Genomic DNA, 24,134 nt, shown 5'->3' with positions numbered 1-24,134 from the left:
AGAATAGCCATATGGCACGTTATTTCCGTCGTCGTAAGTTCTGCCGTTTCACAGCGGAGAATGTAGTAGAAATCGATTATAAAGATATTGCTACATTAAAGAACTACATTACAGAGAGCGGCAAAATTGTCCCTAGCCGTATTACCGGTACTCGTGCGAAGTACCAACGTCAATTAGCTCGTGCAATCAAACGTGCGCGTTATTTAGCGTTGTTACCGTACACTGACAATCATCAGTAATCAATTAGAGAGGATACGGTAATGCAAGTAATTCTTTTAGATAAAATTGTTCACCTAGGCAATGTTGGTGATCAAGTAAATGTAAAATCTGGTTATGCTCGTAACTTCTTAATCCCACAAGGAAAAGCAGTTATGGCAACTAAAGCAAATATTGAATATTTTGAAAGTCGTCGTGCAGAATTAGAAGAGAAAGCAGCTAAAGCGTTAACTGCTGCAATGGATCGTGCTGAAAAACTTGAAGCACTAGGTTCAGTAACAATCGCTTCTAAAGCTGGTGATGAAGGGCGTTTATTCGGTTCTATCGGTACTCGTGATATCGCTGATGCAATCACTGCAAAAGGTGTTGAGGTCGCGAAAAGCGAAGTGCGTTTACCAAATGGTGCACTACGTACTTTAGGTGAACACGAAGTGCGTTTCCAATTCCACGGTGAAGTATTTGCGTCATTAAATGTAATCATCGTTGCAGAATAATTTTCAAAATATTATTCAGATTAAACCCCAACCAAATGGTTGGGGTTTTGTTTTCCTTTTAATTTACAATCTAACTGCAACATATAAAAAAAGAAATGTTCATTAATTTCATCTATTCTTGAATTTCTAAACAATAAAGATTAAATAATGAACATTTCTTATAAGCACTGAAAGTATAGAGTGAGGATATTATCTACTATAGATTAAGCTATAGCGCACTAAAGGCTTGCTCAATATCCATCAAAATATCTTGTATATTTTCAATCCCGACAGAGATTCGGATTAGCCCTGCAGAAATATTAATTTTATCTAGTCCTTCTTCACTTAATTGTCGATGCGTTGAAGTCGCTGGGTGTAATGCACAAGTTCTAATATCGGCAACGTGTACTTCACGAGAAACCAATTTTAGAGCATTTAACCATTTCGCTGCTGCTTCCCTACCATCTTTTAATTCAAAGGAGATGACGCCGCATAGACCGTTCGGTACATATTTTTGTTTGAGTGCATAATCAGGAGAGCTGGCTAAAGCAGGGTAATTGACAGAATTAACCAAAGGTTATTTTTCCAAATATTGGGCTACTTGTAGCGCATTATTGTAGTGCGCCTGCATACGTAGAGGCAAAGTTTCCATTCCTAAATTGAGTAAAAAACTGTTTTGTGGAGCAGGAGTTGCACCTAGATCACGCATTAGCTGTACTCTTGCTTTTATGATATAAGCGGCAGCACCGAAGGTTTCTGTATAAATTAAGCCGTGATAAGAATCATCTGGCTGGGTAAATGCAGGGAACTTGCCGTTGTTCCAATTAAAATTTCCACCATCAATAATGACGCCTCCCATAGCAACGGCGTGTCCATCAAGATATTTAGTAGTGCTGTGGACAACAATGTTGGCACCAAACTCAAAAGGGCGACAGAAAAAAGGTGTAGCGAACGTATTATCAATAATTAGCGGTACTTGCGCTTTTTGTGCTAACAAATTGCATAAAATTCTCCTTATTAAGATTATTTTTATTTCAATAAGGATTATATGCAGATTGTAAAAAATGATAATTGATTTTTAATATAAAAGCATTTAGGAAAATTTATGAAGTAATTATTTGAAATGGTGGGTCGTGAAGGATTCGAACCTTCGACCAACGGATTAAAAGTCCGCTGCTCTACCGACTGAGCTAACGACCCAGAATAATTAGATTGTGCTTTATAGTGGTGGGTCATGAAGGGCTCGAACCTTCGACCGACGGATTAAGAGTCCGCTGCTCTACCAACTGAGCTAATAACCCACTTAATCATCTCTTCGATATTGTAAGTGGTGGGTCGTGAAGGATTCGAACCTTCGACCAACGGATTAAAAGTCCGCTGCTCTACCGACTGAGCTAACGACCCAAATTAGATGGTGCTTTATAGTGGTGGGTCGTGAAGGATTCGAACCTTCGACCAACGGATTAAAAGTCCGCTGCTCTACCGACTGAGCTAACGACCCAACGTGTCACCACATTGCAACGGGTGCTTATAATACTGATTTTGTGAAACTAATCAATAAAAATTTTTAGTTTTTTCTTTATTTGCTTTAATCAGAAACAATATGATTGAAAAATAATCTAAAAAGAGGAGCTTGAACTAAAAAGTTTTATTCATCATTGATATCTGCAAAATCAGCACGTAATAAAGTAGCTAAATCCGAAGGATTAATTTCAATATCAATGCCACGTTTGCCACCCGATACAAAAATCGTTTCAAATTGTTGTGCAGTTGCGGAAATGATAGTAGGTAGTACTTTTTTCTGTCCTAATGGGCTAATACCGCCGACAAGATATCCTGTGCTTTTTTCTGCAATATGCTTGTCTGCCATTTCGATTTTCTTAACGCCCAAGGCTTTTGCACCTTTTTTGAGACTTAAGTTATAAGAAATTGGTACAACCATTACAGCGAGATGTTTATCATCATTATTGATGGAAACAAGCAATGTTTTGAAGGTCTGTAGCGGTGAGAGATTCAGTTTTTCTAGGGCTTCTTGCCCAAAATGGGTGTTATTAGCATCGTGTTCATATTGATGAAGTGTAAATGGAATTTTTTTCTTTTTTAGTAGATTGATTGCAGGAGTCATTGAAAACGTTCCCGTGATAATTTTTAATTGTTAAAATAGGTGCATCAGCGTATCACGGAGAAGAAAATGAATTCAAGTTTAAATATTGCCATTGCGGCTGATTTTTCGTTGGCAGAGAAATTGGTAACGATTTTGGAACAAAGCGCTTTATCCAATTTGTCGATCACTGTTATTGAAGCGGAAAAATTTTCAGAGGAACAGAATATTCGCTTCAACAACAAATATGTTGAACAGCTTGGTTTTGGTGATGTCGATTGGGCAAATTATGATTATTTATTATTTGCTGGTTCTTTGCCTCAGGTAACTTATGTGGCAACTGCAGCAGAAGCCGGTTGTATAGTGATTGATGTGTTGGGAATTTGTGCTTATCTAAATGATATTCCGGCGGTTGTTCCAGGAGTGAATAATGAAGCGTTGCAGGCGGTTAGACAGCGCAATATTGTTTCATTGCCTAATCCGCAGATTTCTCAATTAGCATTGGCGTTAAAACCGATTTTGCAGCAATATCAGTTAGTTCAGATAATGGTAACTTCTTTATTGCCAATGACCTATAAAGGCGAGGAAAAAGTAAGAGAGTTGGTTGGACAAACCGCACAATTGTTAAACGGCATTCCGCTAAATGAAGATCAACAACGGTTAGCGTTTAATGTTAGTCCGATTGATAACCAGGAGGAGAGCATTAAAGATCAACTGTTATTACAGAAAATTTTACCAGAATTTAATGGACAATTTATTGAACATAGTATTCAAGTACCCGTTTTTTATGGCTTATCTCAGATGGTAACAGTTGTCGGCTATGAGTTTAATGAGGTTGATATTCCTTTAGTTTGGCAACAGGATGATTTATTACGCTATCACGCCGAACAATTGATGACACCGGTTTTAAACGGTGAAATTGAGGAAAATGGCGAAGCGTTGCCGTTATTGCATATCAGCCAAGTTAATACAGAACAGGAGAAATTAAGTTTCTGGTTGGTGAGTGATGAACGCGGTTTTGGTCGGGCAAGATTGGCGATTGAGCTATTACAGCTCTTGCTTGAAAATGATTAAAAAATAGGGCTATCAGTGATAGCCCTCTTATCTCTTTAGAACAACTCTTTCACTTCACCTTTGTTATTGATGATTTTATTGCCCTGCTCCGGCACATAATATTGTGTCGGTTCAGTGCCTTCAATGAAATATTCCATTCTACCACCTGAGTCGGTCAACATCCCGTTTTGCATTGAAATTCGTTTTTGAATCACCCCTTCAGGCATAGGATCTTCACGTACCGGTAACGGTTTTAATGCGTTGGTCATATAATCGACCCAAGCTGGCATTGCTGATTTACCGCCGGATTCGCCGCGCCCTAAGTCAAATTTATTGTCATCAAAACCGATATAAACGGAAGTGACTAAATCTGCACCAAAACCGACATACCAAGCTACTTTTGAGTTGTTGGTAGTTCCAGTTTTCCCACCTATATCAGGACGTCCAATCGATTTTGCACGCCAACTGGTACCAACCCAACCGCCACCGGGTTCACCGTAAATACCGGAGTTTAATGCACTGCGAATTAAAAAGGCTAATTTACCGCTTAATACACGCGGAGCAAATTCTGTTTGAGAGGTATTATCTTTAGACTCATTTTTACCTAATAAACTCGGCGCATTTTCTAATTGCACATTGTTAGTATTTAATTCCGGTACATCTGGAACGGCTTCGCTATTATCCTCATCAACAGAAAGGTTAGATAGTGAAGTATCGAGCGGAGTATTTTCTGTTGCCGAGTTATCCACTTTAACGGAGAGAAAATCTATTGGTTTAACATCACCATAGATGACTGGGATTTGTTTATCGCTACATTGGAAACAGGCAATTTTCGGTTTCGCTGTAAAAATTTCTTGACCGTTATTGTCTTTAATCGATTGGATTAAATAAGGATCGATTAAGAAACCACCATTATCAAAAACAGCGTAACCACGAGCCATTTCTAAAGGAGTGAACGAAGCCGCACCTAGTGCTAAAGCTTCGGTAGCAGCATATTGATTTTTTTGAAAGCCGAAACGCTGTAAATAATCAGCAATGTAATCAATTCCGACCATATTAACGGCACGAACCATCATTACATTTTTAGATAAGCCTAGCCCGACACGCAAACGCAATGGGCCATTAAATACATTCGGTGAGTTTTTCGGTTGCCAAGGTGCTTGTCCTGCTTTTCGTAAGGTAATAGGAGCATCGTTTAGAATTGTTGCCAAAGTCAGTCCTTTGTCTAAAGCGGCAGCATAAATAAATGGTTTAATTGAAGAGCCAACTTGAACCATCGATTGAGTGGCACGATTAAACTTGCTGAGTGCGAAACTAAAACCGCCGACCATTGCTTCGATAGCGCCATTGGTGCTATTTAAAGAAACCATTCCGGAATTAGCCAAAGGAATTTGGCGTAATAACCATTGCTGTTTGTCGTTTTGCATTAACCAGATCATATCACCACTATGTAGAATTTTATTGATAGATCCAGCCCATTTCACAGCATTTTGATCTAATGTAATGTTTTCGCCGTTAGCAAGTAAGACCTGCGCTTTATTGTTTTTCACTTCTAAAACTGCCGCTGGCTGTAACGGTTTCACATTTGGTTGTTGATTCAAAAAAACGATAATATGTTCTTTATCCCACGCTGTTTCGTTTGCTTTCCATAAAGTTACATTTTTGCGATAACCGTGTCGCATATCATAGGCAAGAAGATTATTCCGCAATGCATTTTGTGCATTTATTTGATCTTGTGAGTTAATGGTCGTAAATACTTGATATCCTTTAGTATAAGCTTGCTCTTCACCATATAATTTCACCATTTCTTGACGTACAGCTTCCACCACATAATCAGCGTGTAATTCAAGTTTTGAACCGTGATAGTTAGCGATAATCGGTTCCTTGAGTGCCTGTTGGTACTGTTCTTCAGTAATATATTTTTCATCTAGCATTCGTGCCAGTACAACATTTCTACGATCAGTTGCTCGTTTTAAGGAGTAAAGTGGATTCATTGTTGACGGCGCTTTGGGCAAGCCGGCAAGCATTGCCATTTCGCTAAGTGTAAGTTGATCTAAGCTTTTGCCAAAATAGGTCTGTGCTGCCGCCGCAACACCATAAGCACGATAACCTAAATAAATTTTGTTGAGATAGAGTTCTAAAATTTCATCTTTGCTGAGATTATTTTCAATATCTATAGCAAGCACGGCTTCTTTGATTTTACGCATTAATTTTTTTTCCGGAGTAAGGAAAAAGTTCCGTGCTACTTGCTGTGTAATAGTGCTGGCACCTTGAGAAGCTCCGCCGGAAGTGATTGCCACTTTAAGCGCACGTGCAATGCCGATAGGGTCTAATCCGTGATGTTCATAGAAACGACTATCTTCGGTAGCGATAACCGCATTGATCATCTGTTGCGGAATTTTATCTAGTGTTACCGGAATGCGGCGTTGTTCACCAATTTCGCCAATCAGTTTTCCGTCAGCAGTAAAAATTTGCATAGGTTGTTGTAATTCAACATTTTTTAATTCGCTGACATCAGGAAGTTGTGATTTGATATGAAAGTAAAATAAGCCGCAAGCAACGCAGCCCAGTACAAATACAGTTAAAATAGAACTAAATATTAATTTTGCGATCTTCATCGAAAAATGACTCTCTGTATTGATGTGATATAAGTGAAAAAAAAGTAAATTGAGCTTATGTTTGTAAAATTGGATGTTGATTATACGATGAAAGTTCCTTTTGCTCCACGAAAAAAAGTATCCTCAAAATTGGTTAAAGTCGGAATCGTTTTTATAGATAATTGTTTTTTCTACTCTTTTTTTAAGCAAGATGGTGAACTTGTGTGTGGGAAAGTTGAAGATCGTATGCAGCTGGAAAAACTGCTTTCCCAACAGTTCCAAATTGAAGTAAAACATTTACTTTATATTTCCGTGTTACCGATACATTTAGTTTGGCATAAACGTTATCTCTGCCCGCAAGCATTAACACAATACGAGGTTGCGCAACAGGTTTATTCAATGTTGGAGAATGACGTACCCAACGATGGAATGCCGATCTGGTTTGATTATGTGTATCAAGGACAACAGATAGATCTTTATGTGGTTAAACAAAAAAATGCAGAAGTGGAACTGGCTAAGTATCGACAATTTGATCTGAATATTTTGGATGTATTGCCTAGAGTGTTGTTGCGAGCATTTTATTATGAAATTCAACCGGATAAGACAGAAACATTGCTATATTGTTATTGCGCTGAACAGACGATATTTATCCTGTATTCTTCGTTAAAAACAGAAATAGTGGTCAGTCAATCTTCGTTGGAACAAAGTTGGATCCGTTTTCAGGAACGTTTTTCTAATCGCTTTTCCAAAATGGTGATTTACCAAGAGCAGTCCAAAGAGAGTAACTTATCTCAAATTGAGTTGCCGAAAAATTACATACTATTAGAGCCAAAAGCGCAGTATGCTTTTTTAAGTTTGGGATGTGCATTATGGGGAGAAGATATCAGTGCGAAATGAGATTAATTTATTAGATTGGCGCTCTCCATTGTATCGGCAAAGATTACGTCGGCTTTTACTATTAGTGTTGTTGTTAATTATCTTGTCAGCAACGATTTGGTATTTGGGTTTGCAATATGAACGGCAACAACGGCTTTCACTGAATCAATTAAAAAGTTCATATCAGGAATTAAGTCGACAATTACAACAAATAGAAAATAAACAGCTACACCAGCGAAAAATACTCAGTAATCAGGTCAAACTAGAGAAGTTGTCATTGGATGATATCAACTTTTTTATGACAAATTTGTCGCATTTACCACTTAACGGTGCGTTGTTAAATTTGGTGAGAATTGAGATTAATCCTTTTAGCCAAGAACAGCGGAACAGCACTGTTTTTATGTTAAGCGGAGAAAAAATTGATCAGCAATCATTTTATGCATTGCAACAACATCTGCTTGCAAAGTGGCCCTATCCGATAACTTTTTTAAGCAATGAATTGATACCGGACGAACAGAAGTTATATCGCTTCAAATTGGATTTTAGCAAAAGCAAGGAGGAGTGATGGAACTTGGTACGAAATATCCAAAAGGTGTGTATTGGTATTGCTTAAATTTGCCGCATTATTGGTTAGCTTGTGGATGGCTGTTTCTTTTTATTTTTATTTGTGATTATCCTTTGTGGCAAAGTTGGCAACGTTCGCAGCAGATAGCTGATTTTTCACAACAGATTGCTAATTTACGTTTAAAAACAGATCAGCAGCAACAGATACTTACAGTATTGCAAAAACGTGTGAGTGAGCGTTTAAGTTCTAAACAAAATACGCAAAAATTATCCGATCTTCATCAGCAATTATCACAGTTCGCATCTGATATGGGAAATATTCCTTTTGAAATGCAGGTTAATAACAATGAAACAGTGAAAGTAGAATTACAAATTTATATGGAATTTCAACAATTTATTATGAATCTTGATTTGTTGTTTCAATCTATTTTGGCGGAATGGGCAGTTTCTTCAGTGAAGCTGGAGCGTGATCCGATGTTACCGCGTGTATTACATATTTCTATTCAGTTATTTGCAGAGGAGTTCCATTAATGAAGAAAGGCATAATACTCGTGGTTTGTATGATGATTTCATTGAACGGTTGGAGCCAAAAAGTGATACCAGATCCTTTTTTTGCGGAAGAGGCGAACATAATGCCTGAATTGATAGAGGATAAAAATTTGGCTTCAACAGATGAATTTGAAGCAATTGCTGTGAAATATATACAAGTGAATGAATTATATAAAATTTTTAATGAAAACGGAAATGGGCTTTTGTCTGGTTTGAGCGGATTTAGTGTCGAGCCGAGTAACAATTTATTGTTGGTAAAAGGGGATAAACAGCAGATACAAAAATTTAAACAGTTAATTTCTCAACTGGATAAACCGGGTAAGCAGATTGCCATAGAGGCACGTATAGTGACGATTAATAATGAAAGTTTAAATGAGCTTGGCGTTCGTTGGGGAATGTTTAGTGATGCGGATAATTTTCACAAAGTGGCGGCTAAATTTGATAGTTTTGGCTTGGAAAATTTAAGTTCTCATTTAAATGTTAATTTTTCAACGAGTTCGGAGGCTGCATCTATTGCATTACAGGTGGCGAAAATTCACGGACGGCTGTTGGATTTAGAGTTAAAAGCGTTGGAACAGGAAAATAATGTGGAAATTATTGCCAGCCCACATTTGTTGACATCTAACCAAAGAAAGGCATCGATTAAGCAAGGTTCTGAAATTCCTTATGTTATCGAAGATGATACAGAACGTAGCAGTCGTACTCATATTGAATTTAAAGAAGCAGTATTGGGTTTGGAAGTGACTCCACAAGTGCTGCATCAAGGCGTGATTTCGCTGGATCTGGTGGTAACACAGAATTCGGCAGGTGCGAGTATCCCTTATGGTGCCGGGCAAGTGGTAACGATTGATAAACAGGAAGTGCAATCGCAAGTGTTGGTGAAAGATGGAGAAACTGTGGTGTTGGGTGGTATTTTTCACGATCTGATAGGAAAAGGTGAAAATAAAGTGCCGTTGTTGGGGGATATTCCCGGATTAGGCAAGTTATTTAGTAGCAAATCGGAGCGTCATCAGAAACGTGAACTGGTGATTTTTATTACGCCAAGAATTATTCATAATTCCCAAGAAACGATAGAAAATTATCAAAAGCGGAAACAGGATTTTATACAAGGAAACAATCTTTGATAAAAATACAATGCAAGGTTGAAATATAATCCCATTTCTTGAGATAATATTGAACTATCTCAATAAACATTCGAGGTCTAGGGGATCTTTTGAGTGTTGTAATTATGAAGAATACTTCGGTATTCTTTTTCTTTTGTAATAAAAACAACATTGTGTGTGAGTGTTACAATATTCAAAGATCAAACTATTCATAATTTTTAAACCTTAAGAACGATAAAAATGGCGGAAAAAAGAAATATTTTTTTAATTGGCCCGATGGGAGCAGGGAAAAGTACGATTGGTCGTCAACTTGCTCAACTGCTAAGTATGGATTTTGTGGATTCTGATACTGAAATTGAACAGCGAGCAGGTGCTGATATCGGTTGGATTTTTGATGTTGAGGGCGAAGAAGGGTTCAGAAAAAGAGAAGAACGCATTATTAATGAATTGACTCAACGTCAAGGCATTGTTTTATCGACCGGCGGCGGTGCAGTGATGTCTAAAGAAAATCGCAATCATCTTTCAGCGCGTGGTATTGTGATTTATTTAGAAACTACAGTGGAAAAACAACATCAACGTACTTTGCGTGATAAAAAACGTCCTCTATTACAGGGTGTGGAAGATCCGCGTAAAGTATTGGAAGATTTGGCTAAAATTCGTACGCCGTTGTATGAAGAAATTGCAGACATTACACTGCAGACAGATGATCAAAGTGCTAAATTAATGGCAAATAATATTATCGATTTATTAGAAAATTTTGCCGGCTAATCGATAGCTTGTAGCTTGAATTAAGGATAGAAAAATGGTCAATGTATATGTAGAACTTAAAGAGCGTCGTTATCCGATTGCGATTGGTAGTGGATTATTATCCGATCCTAGCCATTATTCTCCTTTGAAAGCAGGCGATAAGGTAATGATTGTCAGCAATCCGACTGTTGCAAAATTTTATTTAACTACGGTGAAAAATACGTTGCAACAGCTAGGGTGCGTAGTTGATGAAGTGCTATTAAATGATGGTGAGCAGTATAAAACATTGGCATCTTTAAATCAGATTTTCACGGCTTTGTTGGAAGCAAAACACGGTCGTGATACTACCATATTAGCACTAGGCGGTGGCGTGATTGGTGATATTGCCGGTTATGCAGCAGCGTCGTATCAACGTGGTGTTCGTTTTATTCAGGTTCCAACCACACTATTGGCGCAAGTGGATTCCTCTGTTGGCGGCAAAACAGCGGTCAATCACGAGCTTGGTAAAAATATGATTGGTGCATTTTATCAACCAAGTAAAGTTATTATTGATACAGATACGTTGAGTACTTTGCCGAGCAGAGAAGTGAGTGCCGGATTGGCAGAAGTGATTAAATATGGTGCGATTCTAGATTATGATTTCTTTGTTTGGTTGGAGCAGCATATTGATGAATTAATTCAGTTGCAGCCGAGTGCTTTGCAGTACTGCATTCAACGTTGCTGTGAGTTAAAAGCGTTAACCGTAGCAAAAGATGAAACTGAGCAAGGTGAAAGAGCGTTGCTTAATTTAGGTCATACTTTTGGTCACGCGATTGAAACCCATCTTGGTTACGGTAAATGGCTTCATGGTGAAGCTGTTGCTGCCGGAATGATGATGGCGGCATATCTTTCTCATCATTTAGACGATCTTTCCGTTGGTGATATTTCACGTTTACAACATCTGTTGCAACAGGTTGATTTGCCGGTACACTCTCCGGATGAAATGACGGCAGATGACTATTTGCCGCATATGATGCGCGACAAAAAAGTGTTGGCAGGAAAACTTCGTTTGATTTTATTAAAATCACTGGGAAGTGCTTATGTAACATCGGATGTGGATAAAGCACTGGTGTTGCAATCAATCCAAGACTGCATTAAACCGCATTAATTTATGCCGTCAAAGATCCTGATGCCAAAATACCGCTCTTTTCTGAAGTGGGCAGGTGGTAAATATCGCGTTATTGATGATATTAAGCGTCTTTATCCGAAAGGAAAGACGCAATTAATAGAACCTTTTGTCGGGGCAGGAACCGTCTTTTTAAATAGTGATTTTGATCATTATTTACTGGCGGATATTAATCCCGATTTGATCAATCTCTTCAATATTGTGAAGGCGGACGTTAATACTTATATCAAAGAGAGTCGTTCGCTTTTTATACATCCTGAAGCAAATACGGCAACACGTTATTACCAATTAAGAGCACTCTTTAATCAGAGCGATGATCGCTGGTTACGAGCAATAATTTTTCTCTATTTAAATCGTTTTGGTTTTAACGGGCTATGTCGTTATAACAGCGAAAATGAGTTCAATGTGCCCTTTGGCAGTTATAGTCAGCACTATTTTCCGGAGAAGGAATTGCACTATTTTGCAGAAAAAGCGCAGAAAGCAGAGTTTATCTGTGCCTCTTTTCAGCAAACATTTGCCGCTGCAAGTGAGAACAGTGTGATCTACTGCGATCCGCCTTATGCGCCGATAAAGCAGGAGAGTAATTTTACCCGTTATGCCGGCAATGATTTCGGTTTAACCCAGCAGCAAGAGTTGGCTGAGTTATCCAAACAGACCGCCCAGCAGCATAATGCACTGGTGATGATCTCTAATCACGATACCGTTTTTACACGCCGTATTTATCAAGGGGCAAGGTTTAAGCGCATTAATGTGCAGCGCTCGATCAGCCATTCCGGAGAAAAACGCATTAAAGTGAAAGAGTTGATCGCGGTTTTTGAAAAGCAAAATTTGCAAAAATGGCAAGCTAAACAGCAGATGAGAGCGGCATTGTCGGAATCACCTTAAATTCGAGTTGTTTGATATCAGGATAAAGCGTGTTGATGCTACGGAGTAGTTGAGCCTGTTGAAGCAGTAATGCTTGTCGTACACTGCCGTTGGCAACGTGGAATAAAATTTTTTCTTCATTGTATTGAGCAATACGGATCTGACCTCGGAATTGAGTTGGAATGCATTGTTCAATATTGCGATAAAATTGTTGCCGTTTTTGGTGTTGCTCTAACAGCCCAGAAAGCGAGGAGTGTTGTAAAATTTCATTCACATTCAATGTTTTTTGATTTCTAATCTGTTTCTTATCATTTAATGACATTTCCGCCCCTTCCGTCAGTGAATTTTATGCTATTATAACGCAACTATTTTATAATCTTTTCCATTTTAACCAGTTTTATTAGGTATTGTAGTGAATTATCTTTTTTCATTGAAAATCGGAAAAAAAACAGCCTGGCATCGCTTGATTCTAAGTTTGCTAACGTTACTGTTTTTGCCGATTCACAGCGAGCAGCCTAATCAGGTTATTCCATTGCAACCGGAAGCGAATCAATCTGTTATTAGCATTGAATCACAGCAGATAAATTTGCAGTTTGTTGCATTAAAAAAACAGTTGCAGCAAATAGAAGTTATCCGGCAAAAAAGTAGAATGCAACCGGTTCAATATTCGGTGGTGCAGAATCGTCCTCAGCATCTTAATCGTTACCAAATTCTTATTCGTGCCGGGCCTAAACCAATAGTTTAGTTTATGATGTAGGTATCGGTGAAAGGTAACCGGTAAGGTATTTATTCTATTTTGAAAAAGAAATTATTATGTTATCAGCTATTGCAAGAAAACTTTTTGGAAGTCGTAATGACCGTATTTTGCGTCGCTTAAATAAGCGTGTGCATTTAATTAATAAATTAGAACCTGAATTTGAAGCTCTTTCCGATGAGCAGCTAAAAGCAAAAACAGCAGAGTTTCGTGATCGTTTGGAAAAAGGTGAAACATTGGAACAATTGCTGCCGGAAGCTTTTGCTACCGTGCGTGAAGCGAGTAAACGTGTTTTGGGGTTACGTCCGTTTGATGTTCAGTTAATCGGCGGAATGGTGTTGAATAATCGTTGTATTGCAGAAATGCGTACAGGTGAAGGTAAAACGTTAACTGCAACATTACCTTGTTATCTTAATGCGTTAACTGGTAAAGGCGTACACGTGGTAACCGTTAATGATTACCTTGCACGACGTGATGCGGAAACTAACCGCCCACTTTTTGAGTTTTTAGGAATGACAGTAGCGGTCAATGTACCAGGTTTATTGCCCGAAGAAAAACGAGCGGCTTATGCGGCGGATATTACTTATGCGACTAATAGTGAATTAGGTTTTGATTATTTAAGAGATAATCTGGCACATACAATGCACGAACGTTTTCAACGTCCACTATATTATGCGTTGGTCGATGAAGTTGACTCAATTTTGATTGATGAAGCACGTACGCCATTAATTATTTCCGGACAGGCAGAAGACAGTTCCGATCTCTATATCGCGATCAATAAATTAATCCCTCAATTAATTAAACAGGATAAAGAGGATAGCGATGAGTACCAAGGCGATGGTGATTTTACTGTTGATTTGAAAAATAAACAGGCCTATTTGACCGAACGAGGTCAAATTAAAATCGAAAAATTACTGGTACAGGCCGGTTTGATGAAAGAGGACGAGTCTCTCTATTCACCTTCAAAAATTACCCTTTTACATCACGTTTATGCTGCGTTGCGTGCTCACGCTTTATTCGAGCGTGATGTGGATTATATTGTGAAAGATGGAGAAGTGATCATTGTTGATGAACACACTGGACGCACAATGGCTGGACGTCGTTGGTCTGACGGTTTGCACCAAGCCATTGAAGCAAAAGAGGGGGTTCAGATTCAAAGTGAAAATCAAACGGTTGCATCTATTACTTACCAAAACTACTTCCGTTTATATGAAAAATTAGCAGGAATGACCGGTACAGCCGACACCGAAGCCTTTGAATTCCAACAAATTTATGGTTTGGAGACCATTGTTATTCCAACAAATAAGCCAATGATTCGTGATGATAGAACAGATTTAATGTTTAAAAATGAAGCGGATAAATTTCAAGCCATTGTGGAAGATATTAAAGATTGTGTTGCTCGCCAACAGCCAGTTTTGGTTGGGACAGTATCTATCGAAAAATCAGAATTGTTATCTGATATTTTGAAAAAAGAGGGCATTAAACATAATGTGTTGAATGCAAAATTCCACGCCCAAGAAGCGGAAATTGTTGCGGATGCCGGTTATCCAGGAGCGGTGACTATTGCTACCAATATGGCAGGTCGTGGTACCGACATTGTGTTAGGCGGTAACTGGAAAGCAGAAGTGGCAAAATTGGAAAATCCGACTGAAGAACAGATCGAAGAGATTAAAAAAGCGTGGCAGGAACGTCACGATATAGTGATGAAAGCGGGTGGTTTGCATATTATTGGTACGGAACGTCACGAATCTCGTAGAATTGACAACCAGTTACGAGGTCGTTCTGGACGACAAGGAGATCCGGGTTCTTCTCGTTTTTATCTCTCTTTGGATGATGCATTGATGCGGATTTACTTGAATGAAGGTAAGTTGAACTTAATGCGCAAAGCATTTTCCGAACCGGGTGAGGCGATGGAATCTAAAATGTTGACCAAAGTGATTGCTTCTGCCCAAGCAAAAGTGGAAGCGCATAACTTTGACGGACGTAAAAATCTGCTTGAGTTTGATGATGTTGCCAACGATCAACGCCACGCCATTTATGCACAGCGTAATGAATTGTTGGAAAATGATGATATTTCCGAAACGATTGATGTGATTCGTGAAGATGTTTTCAATCACGTCATTGATCAATATATCCTACCACAATCTTTGGAGGAACTTTGGGATGTAGAAGGACTAGAAAAACGCTTGAAGTCAGATTTCAATATGGATTTGCCAATCTCGAAATGGTTGGATGAAGATCACAATCTGCACGAAGAAACCTTACGTGAACGCATTATTCAAATTGCAGTGGACGAGTATAAAAATAAAGAATCGTTGGTCGGCGCAGAAACAATGCGCAATTTTGAGAAAGGCGTAATGTTACAAACCCTAGATGAACTATGGAAAGAACATCTTGCCGCAATGGACTATTTGCGTAAGAGCATTCATTTACGCGGTTATGCACAAAAAGATCCGAAACAGGAATACAAGAAAGAATCTTTCCAAATGTTTACGGAAATGTTGGAAACATTGAAGTTTAATGTGGTTAGCATTTTGACCAAAGTTCAGGTACGTACTCAAGAGGAAATTGAGGCGGCTGAAAAAGCCAGAATGGATGCTGCGCAGCGTGCTGCCGAACAGGCACATATTCAGTATCACAGTGGCGAGGATGCGGCAGAGAACAGTATAGCCGGAGATGAGGATTTTTCTCATCCAAAACGTAAAATCGGCAGAAATGAACCTTGCCCTTGCGGTTCGGGCAAAAAATATAAACATTGTCACGGACGTATCCAGTAAATAATTGTGAGGCTTCACTTAGCGTGAAGCCTTATTCTTATAAGAGGTAATTGAATGTGAAGAAGCCATTGGTAAAAGTGTCGGCAGGCATTATTCGTAATGAATTCAAACAGATCTATTTAACTCAACGATTAGAGGGAAAGGATTTTGCGCAGTCTTGGGAGTTCCCCGGCGGTAAAGTGGATAAAGGTGAAACACCGGAACAGGCATTAAAACGAGAACTGGAAGAGGAAATCGGTATTTTTGTATTGCACGCAAAATTATACGAGCATTTCGAGTTTGAGTATCCGAGTAAAAGAATTTCGTTCTATTTCTATTTAGTGGATGAATGGGTTGGCGAGCCTTTTGGTCGGGAAGGGCAAGAGGGTTTTTGGTTGGAACAGAAAGAGTTGGATGTCGGGCAATTTCCACCGGCAAATGTGAAAATTATTCAACGATTGTTGGCTGAAACAGAAGCTGATTAGGCGGCAAGTTTTACGGTAAGTTGTTGTAATGCTTGCCAACTGTTTTCATCACCCTGTTGTTTGATTGCTTTTTCGATGGCAGCTAAATGCTGAATGGCATCGTATAAGCGATGATAATTTAAGCGTTGGATGGCTGCACTATAAAGTGGTCGTCTGTTTTTCCAAATTTTGTATTGATCAAATTTTTGACGTAACAACTGGGAGTTTAACATTTGTTGCGTATTTTTAATTTTTATGTTGTCATCACTGCCAAGCCGTAATAAAAGGAGTAATTCCTTTTGCAAAATACGCAATAACATTACTGGCTGAATATCGCCTTCATTTTGTAGCTGTTCTAAAATGCGGATACAACGATATTTTTTGCCTTGCAAAATGGCATCAATCCATTGAAACGGCGTAAAAACAGCAGATTGTTCAATACATTGCCCGGCATTTATTAGCGTAATTTTTTGTTGCGGATAAAGCAGTTGCATTAGCTGCAGCGTCTGTTTTAATGCCGCTAAATTATTTTCATAATTGTAAGCGAGCAGCTCGACGGCTTCGTTATCAATGCTTAATTCCATCATCTTAGCGCGTTGCTGAATCCATTGCGGCAACTGTTCCAAAGTGGGTGTTTGGCAATTGATTTGCAATGTTTTGAACTGTTCTAATGTTTTGAACCACGCCTGTTTTTCGATGGTAGTGGTCAGTTTTGCGATTTGAAAAATAGCGATGATGTCGGAATGCAACAAAGAAACTAGCTGTTGTAATTGCTGTTGTAACTGGGCGTTAATATTATCCGGCAAAGTAAAAAGGAAAATCTGTTGTTGTGAAAATAAACCGAAAGTTTGTAGATCGGTAAAGAGTGTTGCCCAATCAGTATTACTATCGATAACGATTTCCTGTTTTTGTGTTGCTCCTTGCTGTTTGCCGAATTGAAAAAGGTGATATTTGCTTTCTTCAATCAACAATGGATCTTGCCCAACCAACAAATATGCAGGATAGGTTTTTTGTTGCAATGTGTGGACAAGTTGGTTGGCAAAGATCCGTATTATCATAATTGAGATTAGTATTGTTGTTGGATACTGATCATTTTGATTAAAATTTGTTGTGCCGCCTGCTTGTACATATCATTACGGATTAGTTGCTGTTCCGCATTTTTTGCTAATGCGGCACGAGAGTTGTCAAAAAATGTACGCGAAACTTGCACTTCTATTGGATATTGCTTTTTATCCGGCATTTGCAAAGATGCACTTACGGATAAAGAAAGTAAGGATTCCGCTTCACGGCCTTGTTTAAAGACAGACACCACTTCATCACTGCTGGTAGAACCGTTTAATTTTAATGTCGGAACATTTCCTTCTTCAACCAAAGTAACACCGTGGGTACGCAATTCTTTGCGCATTGCAATGGCAATATCGCTGTATTTGTCGCCACTGCTGAGTTTGACTTCTTTAAAAAGTTTTTGTGAAAGTTGGTCATTAGCAAAGTGGAAACCGCAAGAAGAGAGTAACAATGTCGCAGACAAGGCGAAAATATATTTTAGTTTATGCATCAAAATCTCCTTATTCATTGACATCTTAATAATCGTTGCAAGTGAGGTTAAATAATAACTTCCAACTAAAGTATTAAGATTACTGTAATGTGCCACCGCCGTTTAATGCGGTGGCACGTTGATGATTGCTTTTATTTAGCAACGAAACTGAGCAATTTGCCAGGCACATAAATCACTTTAACGATATTTAAACCGTCTAAGTGTTTTTGTACATTTTCATCCGCCATTGCTGCAGTTTTGATCTCTTCTTCGGAAGCACTTGCCGCAACAGTAATTTTTCCGCGAACTTTACCATTAACCTGAACTACAACCAATTTTTCTTCATCGACCATCGCCTGCTGATCGGCAATAACCCACGGCGCAAAATCAATATTATCTTGATTGCCGAGATCTTGCCATAATTGGAAGCAGATATGCGGCGTGATTGGATAAAGCATCTTAATCACCGCATTTAACGCCTCTTTCATTACCGCACGATCTTGCTCTTGCACCAATGGTGCTTTAGTGAGTTTATTCATTAACTCCATAATGGCAGCAATGGCGGTGTTGAAAGTTTGACGACGACCAATATCATCGCTCACTTTAGCAATGGTTTTATGTAGATCACGACGTAATGCTTTTTGATCTGCGCTTAACGCTTTCGGATCAAGTTCAACAGTGGCCGGCTGTTGTAAATAATCATAAGTTAATTTCCACAAACGGCGTAAGAAGCGGTTAGCGCCTTCGACTCCGGATTCTTGCCATTCCAAAGTCATTTCTGCCGGAGAGGCAAACATCATAAATAGACGAACCGTATCCGCGCCATATTTTTCTACCATTTCTTGCGGATCGATACCGTTATTTTTCGATTTCGACATTTTGGTCATCCCGGCGTGAACCAATTCGTGACCTTCTGGATCAACTGCTTTGATAATACGACCTTTTTCATCGCGAGTAATAGTCACTTTGGTTGGTGATACCCAAATGCGTTCGTTTGTTTCTGAAGTGTAATAGAAGGCATCCGCCAACACCATTCCTTGACATAAAAGTTTAGTTGCAGGTTCATCACAAGCAAGTAAACCGGCATCACGCAATAATTTATGATAGAAGCGGAAATAAAGCAGGTGCATTGTGGCGTGTTCAATTCCACCAATATATTGATCCACCGGCAACCAATAATTCGCTTCTTCGCTGTTTAACATACCTTGTTGATATTGTGGGCAAGTATAACGAGCATAATACCAAGATGACTCCATAAAGGTGTCGAAAGTATCGGTTTCACGCAACGCAGGTTGACCGTTGTAAGTGGTCTTTGCCCAATTCGGATCGGCTTTAATCGGACTTTGCACTCCGTCCATTACCACATCTTCCGGCAACTCGACTGGCAAATCTGCTAGTGGCACCGGCACAACATCACCGTTTTCTAAGGTGAGCATCGGGATTGGTGTTCCCCAATAGCGTTGGCGAGAAACTCCCCAATCGCGTAACCGATAGTTCACTTGGCGTTTACCCACGCCCATCGCTTCCAATTTATCGGCAATGCCATTAAAAGCCTGTTCAAAATCTAAGCCATTGAATTCAGCAGAATTAATGGCAACACCGTGTTCGGTGTAAGCGGCTTTGGATAGATCCAATTCTGAACCGTCAAGCGGTGCAATCACCGGTTTTAACGGTAAATGATATTTTTGCGCAAATTCATAGTCGCGTTGATCGTGTGCCGGCACAGCCATCACCGCACCGGTACCGTAATGCATTAAAACGAAATTAGCGATCCAAACCGGCACAGCCTCACCGGTAATCGGGTGAAGTGCATAACGACCGGTAAACATCCCTTTTTTCTCCATTGTCGCCAATTCCGCTTCTGCCACTTTGGTATTTCGGCATTCTTGGATAAATTGCGCTAATTCAGGATTGTTTTTCGCGGCTTGTTCCGCCAGTGGATGTCCGGCAGCCACGGCAAGATAAGACACACCGTAGAACGTATCCGGACGGGTAGTATAAACGGTTACAGTTTCATCGCTATCTTGCATTTTAAAGGTAATTTCAACCCCTTCGGAACGACCAATCCAGTTGCGCTGCATCGCTTTTACTTGATCCGGCCATTCAGGCAACTGATCCAATCCTTGCAACAGTTGTTCAGCATAATCGGTAATTTTGACAAACCATTGTGGGATCTCTTTTTGTTCCACCGGCGTATCACAGCGCCAGCAGCAACCGTCGTTTACCTGCTCATTTGCCAATACGGTTTGGTCATTCGGACACCAGTTAACGGTAGAGGTTTTCTTATAAATTAACCCTTTTTTATATAATTCAGTGAAAAACCACTGTTCCCATTTGTAATATTGAGGTTTACAGGTCGCAATTTCGCGATCCCAGTCATAACTGAAGCCCAACATCTTCAGTTGGTTTTTCATATATTCGATATTATCGTAAGTCCAAGTTGCCGGCGCTGCTTTATTTTTAATTGCTGCATTTTCTGCCGGTAAACCGAAAGCATCCCAACCGATAGGCTGCAATACATTTTTGCCGTTCATTCGTTGGTAACGGGAAATAACATCGCCGATAGTGTAATTACGAACGTGCCCCATATGTAAACGACCGGAAGGATAAGGGAACATTGATAAGCAGTAATATTTTTCTTTGCTTGGATCGGGTTGAACTTTAAAGGTTTTATTATCTTGCCAGTATTTTTGAATACGACTCTCGACTAAGTCGGGACGATATTGTTCTTGCATAATAAAGTTGTCCTATGAGTACTGAAATTTGAAATGAAAAATGATATTAAAAAATGTGGTATAGAATAGCTTAAAATCTAGGTAATTAATAGAAATATTATTGGTATTGGCGCCGAATTTGAGTACACTTGCACTATGTTTTATGCACATCTCTTTCATTATGTCGCAGGTTTTTGTTGTTTGGGGAAATATTCATCAATCTTATCCATTTCACCTTTTGCCACCGATCTCGTATCTAAGCACGATTTTTAAGCACACTTCAATGGCACCTAATAAACAAAGGCAGCGCAAAATCGGTTATTTTTTATTATGGAAATTATTGCAGCAGCTTGGGCAAGAACAGGTTTTTGCTCAAGGAATTGAAAAGGATCAACAGGGCAGACCGCATTTTAATGCACCGCAATTTGATTTTAATTTAAGCCATTCCGGGGATTGGGTGGCAGTGATTTTAGTACAACGAGCGCATAATGAGTCGGTGGCAATTGATATTGAGCATCCGTTGAGGGTAAGAAATTTTGAACGTTTATTGCATTATTATGCCTCAAAAACAGAAATAGCGTGGTGGCAATCGCAGCAAAAGCAGGATGAGGCTTTTTATTTGACTTGGTGTGCTCGTGAGGCGATTTTAAAAGCGAAAGGGCGGGGAATCGGTGCTATTTCAAAAGTGCGGTTTGAGCCGGAAAATAGTTGTTTTTTTACCCAAGAGGCACCAAACGGGCAACTTTTTTTTGCACAGGAATTGCCTTTTTATTTAGCTTGCTTTGTACAAGGAAGTGGCACAATATCACACTGTTTTTGTTGGCAAGAAAAAAACGCATCCTTGCTGCAACAGAAGGTAAAATTAAAACGTTATCGAGTGATTAATAGGAAATTGTAATGACAGAAGAACAAATAAATAAATAAATAAATTGGATCCACACGCTTTCGGGCGAAAATTTGCCGGCGTATTGCAGTGGATTTTAAATATTGCTTTGGTGGTATTGTCGGTAATTTTGGTGATTTTACTGGGCAAACAGACATTTGAATTGGGGCAGATTATTGTGTTGAAGGCAAGTGACACCACGATTGCCTATGTGTTGGCGGAACGAATCGTGGTCTATTTTCTCTATTTTGAGTTTTTAGCTCTGATTGTGAAATATTTTACCGCCGGCTTCCATTTCCCATTACGTTATTTTCTATATATCGGAATTACGGCAATGATCAGGCTGATCATTGTCGATCACTCAAGTTCGCTAGGAACATTGGCGGTGGCAGCGGCGATTTTATTAATGGTGATTGCACTGTTTTTAGCCAATGTCGCAGAGAAGAAAAATTAGGAGATTAAAAATGTCAGACGATAAATTTATTCAACAATATGGGCAAAAAGATATTGAAATTGTCAGTGATGAGGTCGTATTTAAAGGCTTTTATACGATGAAACGGGTTAAATTTCGTCACAAACTTTTTTCCGGAGAAATGAGCGGTATTGTTACGCGAGAACTGCTTGCTAAAAATGAAGCAACAGCCGTCGTACTTTATGATCCGCAACTGGATAATGTTGTTTTGGTCGAGCAAGTTCGGATTGGTGCGATTGATCCGAAATCGCCATCATCACCTTGGTTATTGGAATTAGTCGCAGGAATGATCGAAACCGGAGAACAGCCGGCAGGCGTTGCTGTTCGTGAAAGTGAAGAAGAGGCAGGCGTGCATTTAACTGAAGTAATGCCGATTATGCAATTTTGGGATAGCCCGGGCGGAATGGCGGAGCGCATCCATCTTTTTGCCGGCAAAGTAGATTCAACCAAAGTGGGCGGTATTCACGGTTTAGCGGAAGAAAATGAGGATATTCGCGTACACGTTGTCAGCCGAGCGACCGCTTACCAATGGTTGGAACAAGGCAGAATTGATAACGGTGTTGCTGTGATTGGGTTACAGTGGTTGCAGTTGAACTATAAAAAATTGCAACAGAAATGGTGTTAATTTGTGAACAAGTGAGCATTTTCTGAATAAAAAACAATAAAAAATGTGCGTAAACTAACACTTTTATAATTTAGCTGCTGACTTTTTTATGGAATTGTCTAAAGTAGAGATAGTAATTTGAATTAATGAAAGGAGACATTATGTCAGATCTATTTCGTGACGAATCGGCTGGTGTAATAAAATTGCTCCAGGTAACGGACCCTCACCTGTTTGCAGATGAAGACGGTGAATTATTAGGTATTAATACCTTTGACAGTTTTCGACAGGTGTTGAGTGAGATAAAAAAATCCGGATTTGAGAGCAATTATATTCTTGCAACAGGGGATTTTGTGCAAGATAACAGTGAAGCGGGTTATCACCGTTTCGTGAAAGAAATTGTGCAGCTGGGCAAAAAAATCTTTTGGATTCCCGGTAACCACGATTTCCAACCGAAAATGGAAGCGGTATTTGATCTTTATAAAGCCGTTATTCAGCCGGAAAAACATCTGTTGTTGGGCGAGAGTTGGCAAGTGATTCTGTTGGATAGTCAGTTATATGGCGTACCGCACGGAATGTTGAGTGAAGAAGAGTTGAAATGGCTGGAACAACGTTTATCACTTTATCCGGATCGGAACACTCTGATTGTATTGCATCACCATCTTTTGCCGACAAATTCAGCTTGGTTGGATCAGCATAATTTGCGCAATCCATATGATTTTTCTGAAATTTTGGCAAAACACAAAAACATTAAAGCGATAGTTTATGGGCATATTCATCAGGAAGTGAATGCAGTTTGGCAAGGCATTCCGGTGTTTGCAACGCCGTCTACCTGTATCCAGTTTAAACCGGATTGTGCTTATTTCACTTTGGATAACCTACAGCCGGGTTGGCGTGAAATCAGCTTATATCCTGATGGACGTTTGGAAACTAAGGTGCATCGCATTAAAGATAAAGTGTTTTTGCCGAAAGATAATATGAACGGCTATTAACATTGAGGAGCGAGTAGGTGGTATTACGTTGTTTTTCGTAATACCACTTGTTGCATTAAGCCCCAATGACAGAAATTACGCTGTTCGATTTTAAGCGGTAAATCAGCAATCAGATCATTCAGACGTAAATTAATGGTTGTCCCTAACGCAGTTGTAATCCGATCAAAGCCGTTACGAACACAGGACGGTTGTTGATCATCAGCTAGAAACTTATCCCAAAGTGAAATCACGCCATTCGGTTTTAAAATGCGAACCGCTTCTGACAGCAGTTGTTCCGGCGTTGAAGTTACCGCTAAAATCAGGTGCATTATCACTAAATCGCAACTTTGATCCGGCAATCCACTTTGTTCCGCACGACCGACTTTGGTTTCAATCTGCCAAGGGTAATTGTGCTTTTGAATTAAGATTTCCGCTTTTTGCAGCATTGACGACGAGAAATCCACCAAGGTTAAGTGGCTTTTTTCAGATAATCTTGAGGTTAAATAGGGGAGATCTAAACCGGTTCCGGCACCGGCGATATAGACCGATTGGGGCGCGCTCAACCAGATGTTATGTTGATCCAGAAGAGCAAACTGGCTTCTACGCATTCCATCGGCAGCTTGTAAAAAGAGATTATAAATTTTGCTGTAAATATCCCAACGTTGCGAAGAAGCCAT

At 39.4% G+C, this 24,134-nt stretch carries 24 protein-coding genes, 4 tRNA genes and 1 pseudogene; 17 read left to right on the top strand and 12 right to left on the bottom strand.

Features of this window, described 5'->3' with window-relative positions:
- Window positions 1-11 precede the first annotated feature (11 nt).
- Window positions 12-239 carry a 30S ribosomal protein S18 gene (gene rpsR, locus JP36_RS06595; protein WP_005759927.1) on the top strand — a complete coding sequence of 76 codons (228 nt, stop codon included), beginning with the start codon at window positions 12-14 and terminating at the stop codon, window positions 237-239.
- A 21-nt stretch (window positions 240-260) separates the two neighbouring features.
- Window positions 261-710, top strand: a complete 450-nt coding sequence (gene rplI, locus JP36_RS06590) for a 50S ribosomal protein L9 (protein ID WP_039173213.1) — start codon at window positions 261-263, stop codon at window positions 708-710.
- 208 nt (window positions 711-918) lie between these two features.
- Here the strand turns inward: rplI and JP36_RS06585 are convergent.
- The 6 genes and pseudogenes from JP36_RS06585 to ybaK form a co-directional block, all read right to left on the bottom strand.
- Window positions 919-1,683, bottom strand: a pseudogene (locus JP36_RS06585) (PLP-dependent transferase); the annotation flags it as partial.
- Between the two features lie 130 nt (window positions 1,684-1,813).
- Window positions 1,814-1,889: transfer RNA gene (locus JP36_RS06580), tRNA-Lys, on the bottom strand.
- Window positions 1,890-1,914: 25 nt separating this feature from the next.
- Window positions 1,915-1,990, bottom strand: a tRNA-Lys gene (locus JP36_RS06575).
- 27 nt (window positions 1,991-2,017) lie between these two features.
- Window positions 2,018-2,093: transfer RNA gene (locus tag JP36_RS06570), tRNA-Lys, on the bottom strand.
- Between the two features lie 21 nt (window positions 2,094-2,114).
- Window positions 2,115-2,190: transfer RNA gene (locus tag JP36_RS06565), tRNA-Lys, on the bottom strand.
- A 147-nt stretch (window positions 2,191-2,337) separates the two neighbouring features.
- The gene (ybaK, locus tag JP36_RS06560) at window positions 2,338-2,814 is read right to left on the bottom strand and encodes a Cys-tRNA(Pro) deacylase (RefSeq protein ID WP_021460939.1); all 477 of its coding nucleotides are present in this window, start codon (window positions 2,812-2,814) and stop codon (window positions 2,338-2,340) included.
- 66 nt (window positions 2,815-2,880) lie between these two features.
- On the opposite strand from ybaK, the gene JP36_RS06555 reads away from it, so the two are divergent.
- Window positions 2,881-3,864: an Asd/ArgC dimerization domain-containing protein gene (locus tag JP36_RS06555; protein ID WP_039173211.1), complete on the top strand. Its 984-nt coding sequence runs from the start codon at window positions 2,881-2,883 to the stop codon at window positions 3,862-3,864.
- A 35-nt stretch (window positions 3,865-3,899) separates the two neighbouring features.
- Here the strand turns inward: JP36_RS06555 and JP36_RS06550 are convergent, their stop codons facing one another.
- On the bottom strand, window positions 3,900-6,461 hold the full coding sequence (locus JP36_RS06550) for a penicillin-binding protein 1A (RefSeq protein WP_039173207.1): 2,562 nt from the start codon (window positions 6,459-6,461) through the stop codon (window positions 3,900-3,902).
- Window positions 6,462-6,662: 201 nt separating this feature from the next.
- Here JP36_RS06550 and JP36_RS06545 point away from each other — a divergent pair, with 201 nt between their 5' ends.
- The 7 genes from JP36_RS06545 (at window position 6,663) to JP36_RS06515 (ending at window position 12,329) form a co-directional block, all read left to right on the top strand.
- Window positions 6,663-7,337: a hypothetical protein gene (locus JP36_RS06545; protein WP_234702160.1), complete on the top strand. Its 675-nt coding sequence runs from the start codon at window positions 6,663-6,665 to the stop codon at window positions 7,335-7,337.
- Window positions 7,327-7,881 carry a hypothetical protein gene (locus tag JP36_RS06540; protein WP_039173202.1) on the top strand — a complete coding sequence of 185 codons (555 nt, stop codon included), beginning with the start codon at window positions 7,327-7,329 and terminating at the stop codon, window positions 7,879-7,881. Before JP36_RS06545 ends, JP36_RS06540 begins: the two co-directional genes overlap by 11 nt.
- Window positions 7,881-8,411 carry a hypothetical protein gene (locus JP36_RS06535; RefSeq protein WP_039173199.1) on the top strand — a complete coding sequence of 177 codons (531 nt, stop codon included), beginning with the start codon at window positions 7,881-7,883 and terminating at the stop codon, window positions 8,409-8,411. The genes JP36_RS06540 and JP36_RS06535 overlap by 1 nt, the downstream gene beginning before the upstream one ends.
- Window positions 8,411-9,553 carry a type IV pilus secretin PilQ gene (gene pilQ, locus JP36_RS06530; RefSeq protein ID WP_052119457.1) on the top strand — a complete coding sequence of 381 codons (1,143 nt, stop codon included), beginning with the start codon at window positions 8,411-8,413 and terminating at the stop codon, window positions 9,551-9,553. Before JP36_RS06535 ends, pilQ begins: the two co-directional genes overlap by 1 nt.
- A 219-nt stretch (window positions 9,554-9,772) precedes the next feature.
- Complete coding sequence (aroK, locus tag JP36_RS06525) at window positions 9,773-10,300, top strand: shikimate kinase AroK (protein WP_013746277.1); 528 nt, start codon at window positions 9,773-9,775, stop codon at window positions 10,298-10,300.
- 34 nt (window positions 10,301-10,334) lie between these two features.
- Complete coding sequence (gene aroB, locus JP36_RS06520) at window positions 10,335-11,426, top strand: 3-dehydroquinate synthase (RefSeq protein WP_039173196.1); 1,092 nt, start codon at window positions 10,335-10,337, stop codon at window positions 11,424-11,426.
- A 3-nt stretch (window positions 11,427-11,429) separates the two neighbouring features.
- Window positions 11,430-12,329, top strand: a complete 900-nt coding sequence (locus tag JP36_RS06515; protein ID WP_052119456.1) for a Dam family site-specific DNA-(adenine-N6)-methyltransferase — start codon at window positions 11,430-11,432, stop codon at window positions 12,327-12,329.
- On the opposite strand, the gene JP36_RS06510 is transcribed toward JP36_RS06515, so the two are convergent.
- Window positions 12,289-12,630, bottom strand: coding sequence for a DciA family protein (locus tag JP36_RS06510; protein WP_039173193.1), 342 nt, complete (start codon window positions 12,628-12,630; stop codon window positions 12,289-12,291). The genes JP36_RS06515 and JP36_RS06510 overlap by 41 nt on opposite strands.
- A 90-nt stretch (window positions 12,631-12,720) precedes the next feature.
- Between JP36_RS06510 and secM the strand changes: the two genes are divergently transcribed.
- The 3 genes from secM (at window position 12,721) to mutT (ending at window position 16,303) form a co-directional block, all read left to right on the top strand.
- On the top strand, window positions 12,721-13,053 hold the full coding sequence (gene secM, locus JP36_RS06505) for a secA translation cis-regulator SecM (RefSeq protein ID WP_039134031.1): 333 nt from the start codon (window positions 12,721-12,723) through the stop codon (window positions 13,051-13,053).
- Window positions 13,054-13,121: 68 nt separating this feature from the next.
- Window positions 13,122-15,839, top strand: coding sequence for a preprotein translocase subunit SecA (gene secA, locus JP36_RS06500; protein ID WP_039173190.1), 2,718 nt, complete (start codon window positions 13,122-13,124; stop codon window positions 15,837-15,839).
- A gap of 56 nt (window positions 15,840-15,895) precedes the next feature.
- Entirely contained in the window at window positions 15,896-16,303 is a 408-nt protein-coding gene (gene mutT / locus JP36_RS06495; protein ID WP_039088782.1) for an 8-oxo-dGTP diphosphatase MutT, read from the top strand.
- Here mutT and holA read toward each other — a convergent pair.
- The 3 genes from holA to leuS form a co-directional block, all read right to left on the bottom strand.
- Complete coding sequence (gene holA, locus JP36_RS06490; RefSeq protein WP_052119455.1) at window positions 16,300-17,340, bottom strand: DNA polymerase III subunit delta; 1,041 nt, start codon at window positions 17,338-17,340, stop codon at window positions 16,300-16,302. The two genes, mutT and holA, sit on opposite strands and share 4 nt — an antisense overlap.
- A gap of 8 nt (window positions 17,341-17,348) precedes the next feature.
- Complete coding sequence (lptE, locus tag JP36_RS06485) at window positions 17,349-17,840, bottom strand: LPS assembly lipoprotein LptE (RefSeq protein ID WP_026211100.1); 492 nt, start codon at window positions 17,838-17,840, stop codon at window positions 17,349-17,351.
- Window positions 17,841-17,968: 128 nt separating this feature from the next.
- A complete protein-coding gene (gene leuS, locus JP36_RS06480; protein ID WP_039173185.1) occupies window positions 17,969-20,551 on the bottom strand; it encodes a leucine--tRNA ligase in 2,583 nt (860 codons plus the stop codon).
- A gap of 262 nt (window positions 20,552-20,813) precedes the next feature.
- Here leuS and JP36_RS06475 point away from each other — a divergent pair, with 262 nt between their 5' ends.
- The 4 genes from JP36_RS06475 to cpdA all read left to right on the top strand — a co-directional run bounded on the left by JP36_RS06475 (window position 20,814) and on the right by cpdA (window position 23,478).
- Entirely contained in the window at window positions 20,814-21,428 is a 615-nt protein-coding gene (locus tag JP36_RS06475) for a 4'-phosphopantetheinyl transferase family protein (RefSeq protein WP_039173181.1), read from the top strand.
- 22 nt (window positions 21,429-21,450) lie between these two features.
- Complete coding sequence (gene psiE, locus JP36_RS06470; protein WP_081964351.1) at window positions 21,451-21,867, top strand: phosphate-starvation-inducible protein PsiE; 417 nt, start codon at window positions 21,451-21,453, stop codon at window positions 21,865-21,867.
- A gap of 10 nt (window positions 21,868-21,877) precedes the next feature.
- Window positions 21,878-22,510: an ADP-ribose diphosphatase gene (gene nudF / locus JP36_RS06465; protein WP_013746265.1), complete on the top strand. Its 633-nt coding sequence runs from the start codon at window positions 21,878-21,880 to the stop codon at window positions 22,508-22,510.
- A 140-nt stretch (window positions 22,511-22,650) separates the two neighbouring features.
- On the top strand, window positions 22,651-23,478 hold the full coding sequence (gene cpdA, locus JP36_RS06460) for a 3',5'-cyclic-AMP phosphodiesterase (protein ID WP_013746264.1): 828 nt from the start codon (window positions 22,651-22,653) through the stop codon (window positions 23,476-23,478).
- A gap of 23 nt (window positions 23,479-23,501) precedes the next feature.
- Here the strand turns inward: cpdA and JP36_RS06455 are convergent, their stop codons facing one another.
- Window positions 23,502-24,134 carry a class I SAM-dependent methyltransferase gene (locus tag JP36_RS06455; protein ID WP_039173175.1) on the bottom strand — a complete coding sequence of 211 codons (633 nt, stop codon included), beginning with the start codon at window positions 24,132-24,134 and terminating at the stop codon, window positions 23,502-23,504.

The sequence above is a fragment of the Gallibacterium genomosp. 1 genome, from assembly GCF_000771875.1.
Lineage (GTDB): Bacteria > Pseudomonadota > Gammaproteobacteria > Enterobacterales > Pasteurellaceae > Gallibacterium.
Note: the sequence above shows the minus strand (reverse complement) of the source record. Positions and strands in the feature narration are given on the sequence as shown.

Coding starts and splice junctions, on each gene's coding strand:
- rpsR (WP_005759927.1), top strand. CDS start 12: ATGGCACGTTATTTCCGTCGTCGTAAGTTCTGCCGTTTCACAGCGGAG.
- rplI (WP_039173213.1), top strand. CDS start 261: ATGCAAGTAATTCTTTTAGATAAAATTGTTCACCTAGGCAATGTTGGT.
- ybaK (WP_021460939.1), bottom strand. CDS start 2,814: ATGACTCCTGCAATCAATCTACTAAAAAAGAAAAAAATTCCATTTACA.
- JP36_RS06555 (WP_039173211.1), top strand. CDS start 2,881: ATGAATTCAAGTTTAAATATTGCCATTGCGGCTGATTTTTCGTTGGCA.
- JP36_RS06550 (WP_039173207.1), bottom strand. CDS start 6,461: ATGAAGATCGCAAAATTAATATTTAGTTCTATTTTAACTGTATTTGTA.
- JP36_RS06535 (WP_039173199.1), top strand. CDS start 7,881: ATGGAACTTGGTACGAAATATCCAAAAGGTGTGTATTGGTATTGCTTA.
- pilQ (WP_052119457.1), top strand. CDS start 8,411: ATGAAGAAAGGCATAATACTCGTGGTTTGTATGATGATTTCATTGAAC.
- aroK (WP_013746277.1), top strand. CDS start 9,773: ATGGCGGAAAAAAGAAATATTTTTTTAATTGGCCCGATGGGAGCAGGG.
- aroB (WP_039173196.1), top strand. CDS start 10,335: ATGGTCAATGTATATGTAGAACTTAAAGAGCGTCGTTATCCGATTGCG.
- JP36_RS06515 (WP_052119456.1), top strand. CDS start 11,430: ATGCCGTCAAAGATCCTGATGCCAAAATACCGCTCTTTTCTGAAGTGG.
- JP36_RS06510 (WP_039173193.1), bottom strand. CDS start 12,630: ATGTCATTAAATGATAAGAAACAGATTAGAAATCAAAAAACATTGAAT.
- secA (WP_039173190.1), top strand. CDS start 13,122: ATGTTATCAGCTATTGCAAGAAAACTTTTTGGAAGTCGTAATGACCGT.
- holA (WP_052119455.1), bottom strand. CDS start 17,340: ATGATAATACGGATCTTTGCCAACCAACTTGTCCACACATTGCAACAA.
- leuS (WP_039173185.1), bottom strand. CDS start 20,551: ATGCAAGAACAATATCGTCCCGACTTAGTCGAGAGTCGTATTCAAAAA.
- JP36_RS06475 (WP_039173181.1), top strand. CDS start 20,814: ATGGCACCTAATAAACAAAGGCAGCGCAAAATCGGTTATTTTTTATTA.
- nudF (WP_013746265.1), top strand. CDS start 21,878: ATGTCAGACGATAAATTTATTCAACAATATGGGCAAAAAGATATTGAA.
- cpdA (WP_013746264.1), top strand. CDS start 22,651: ATGTCAGATCTATTTCGTGACGAATCGGCTGGTGTAATAAAATTGCTC.
- JP36_RS06455 (WP_039173175.1), bottom strand. CDS start 24,134: ATGGCTTCTTCGCAACGTTGGGATATTTACAGCAAAATTTATAATCTC.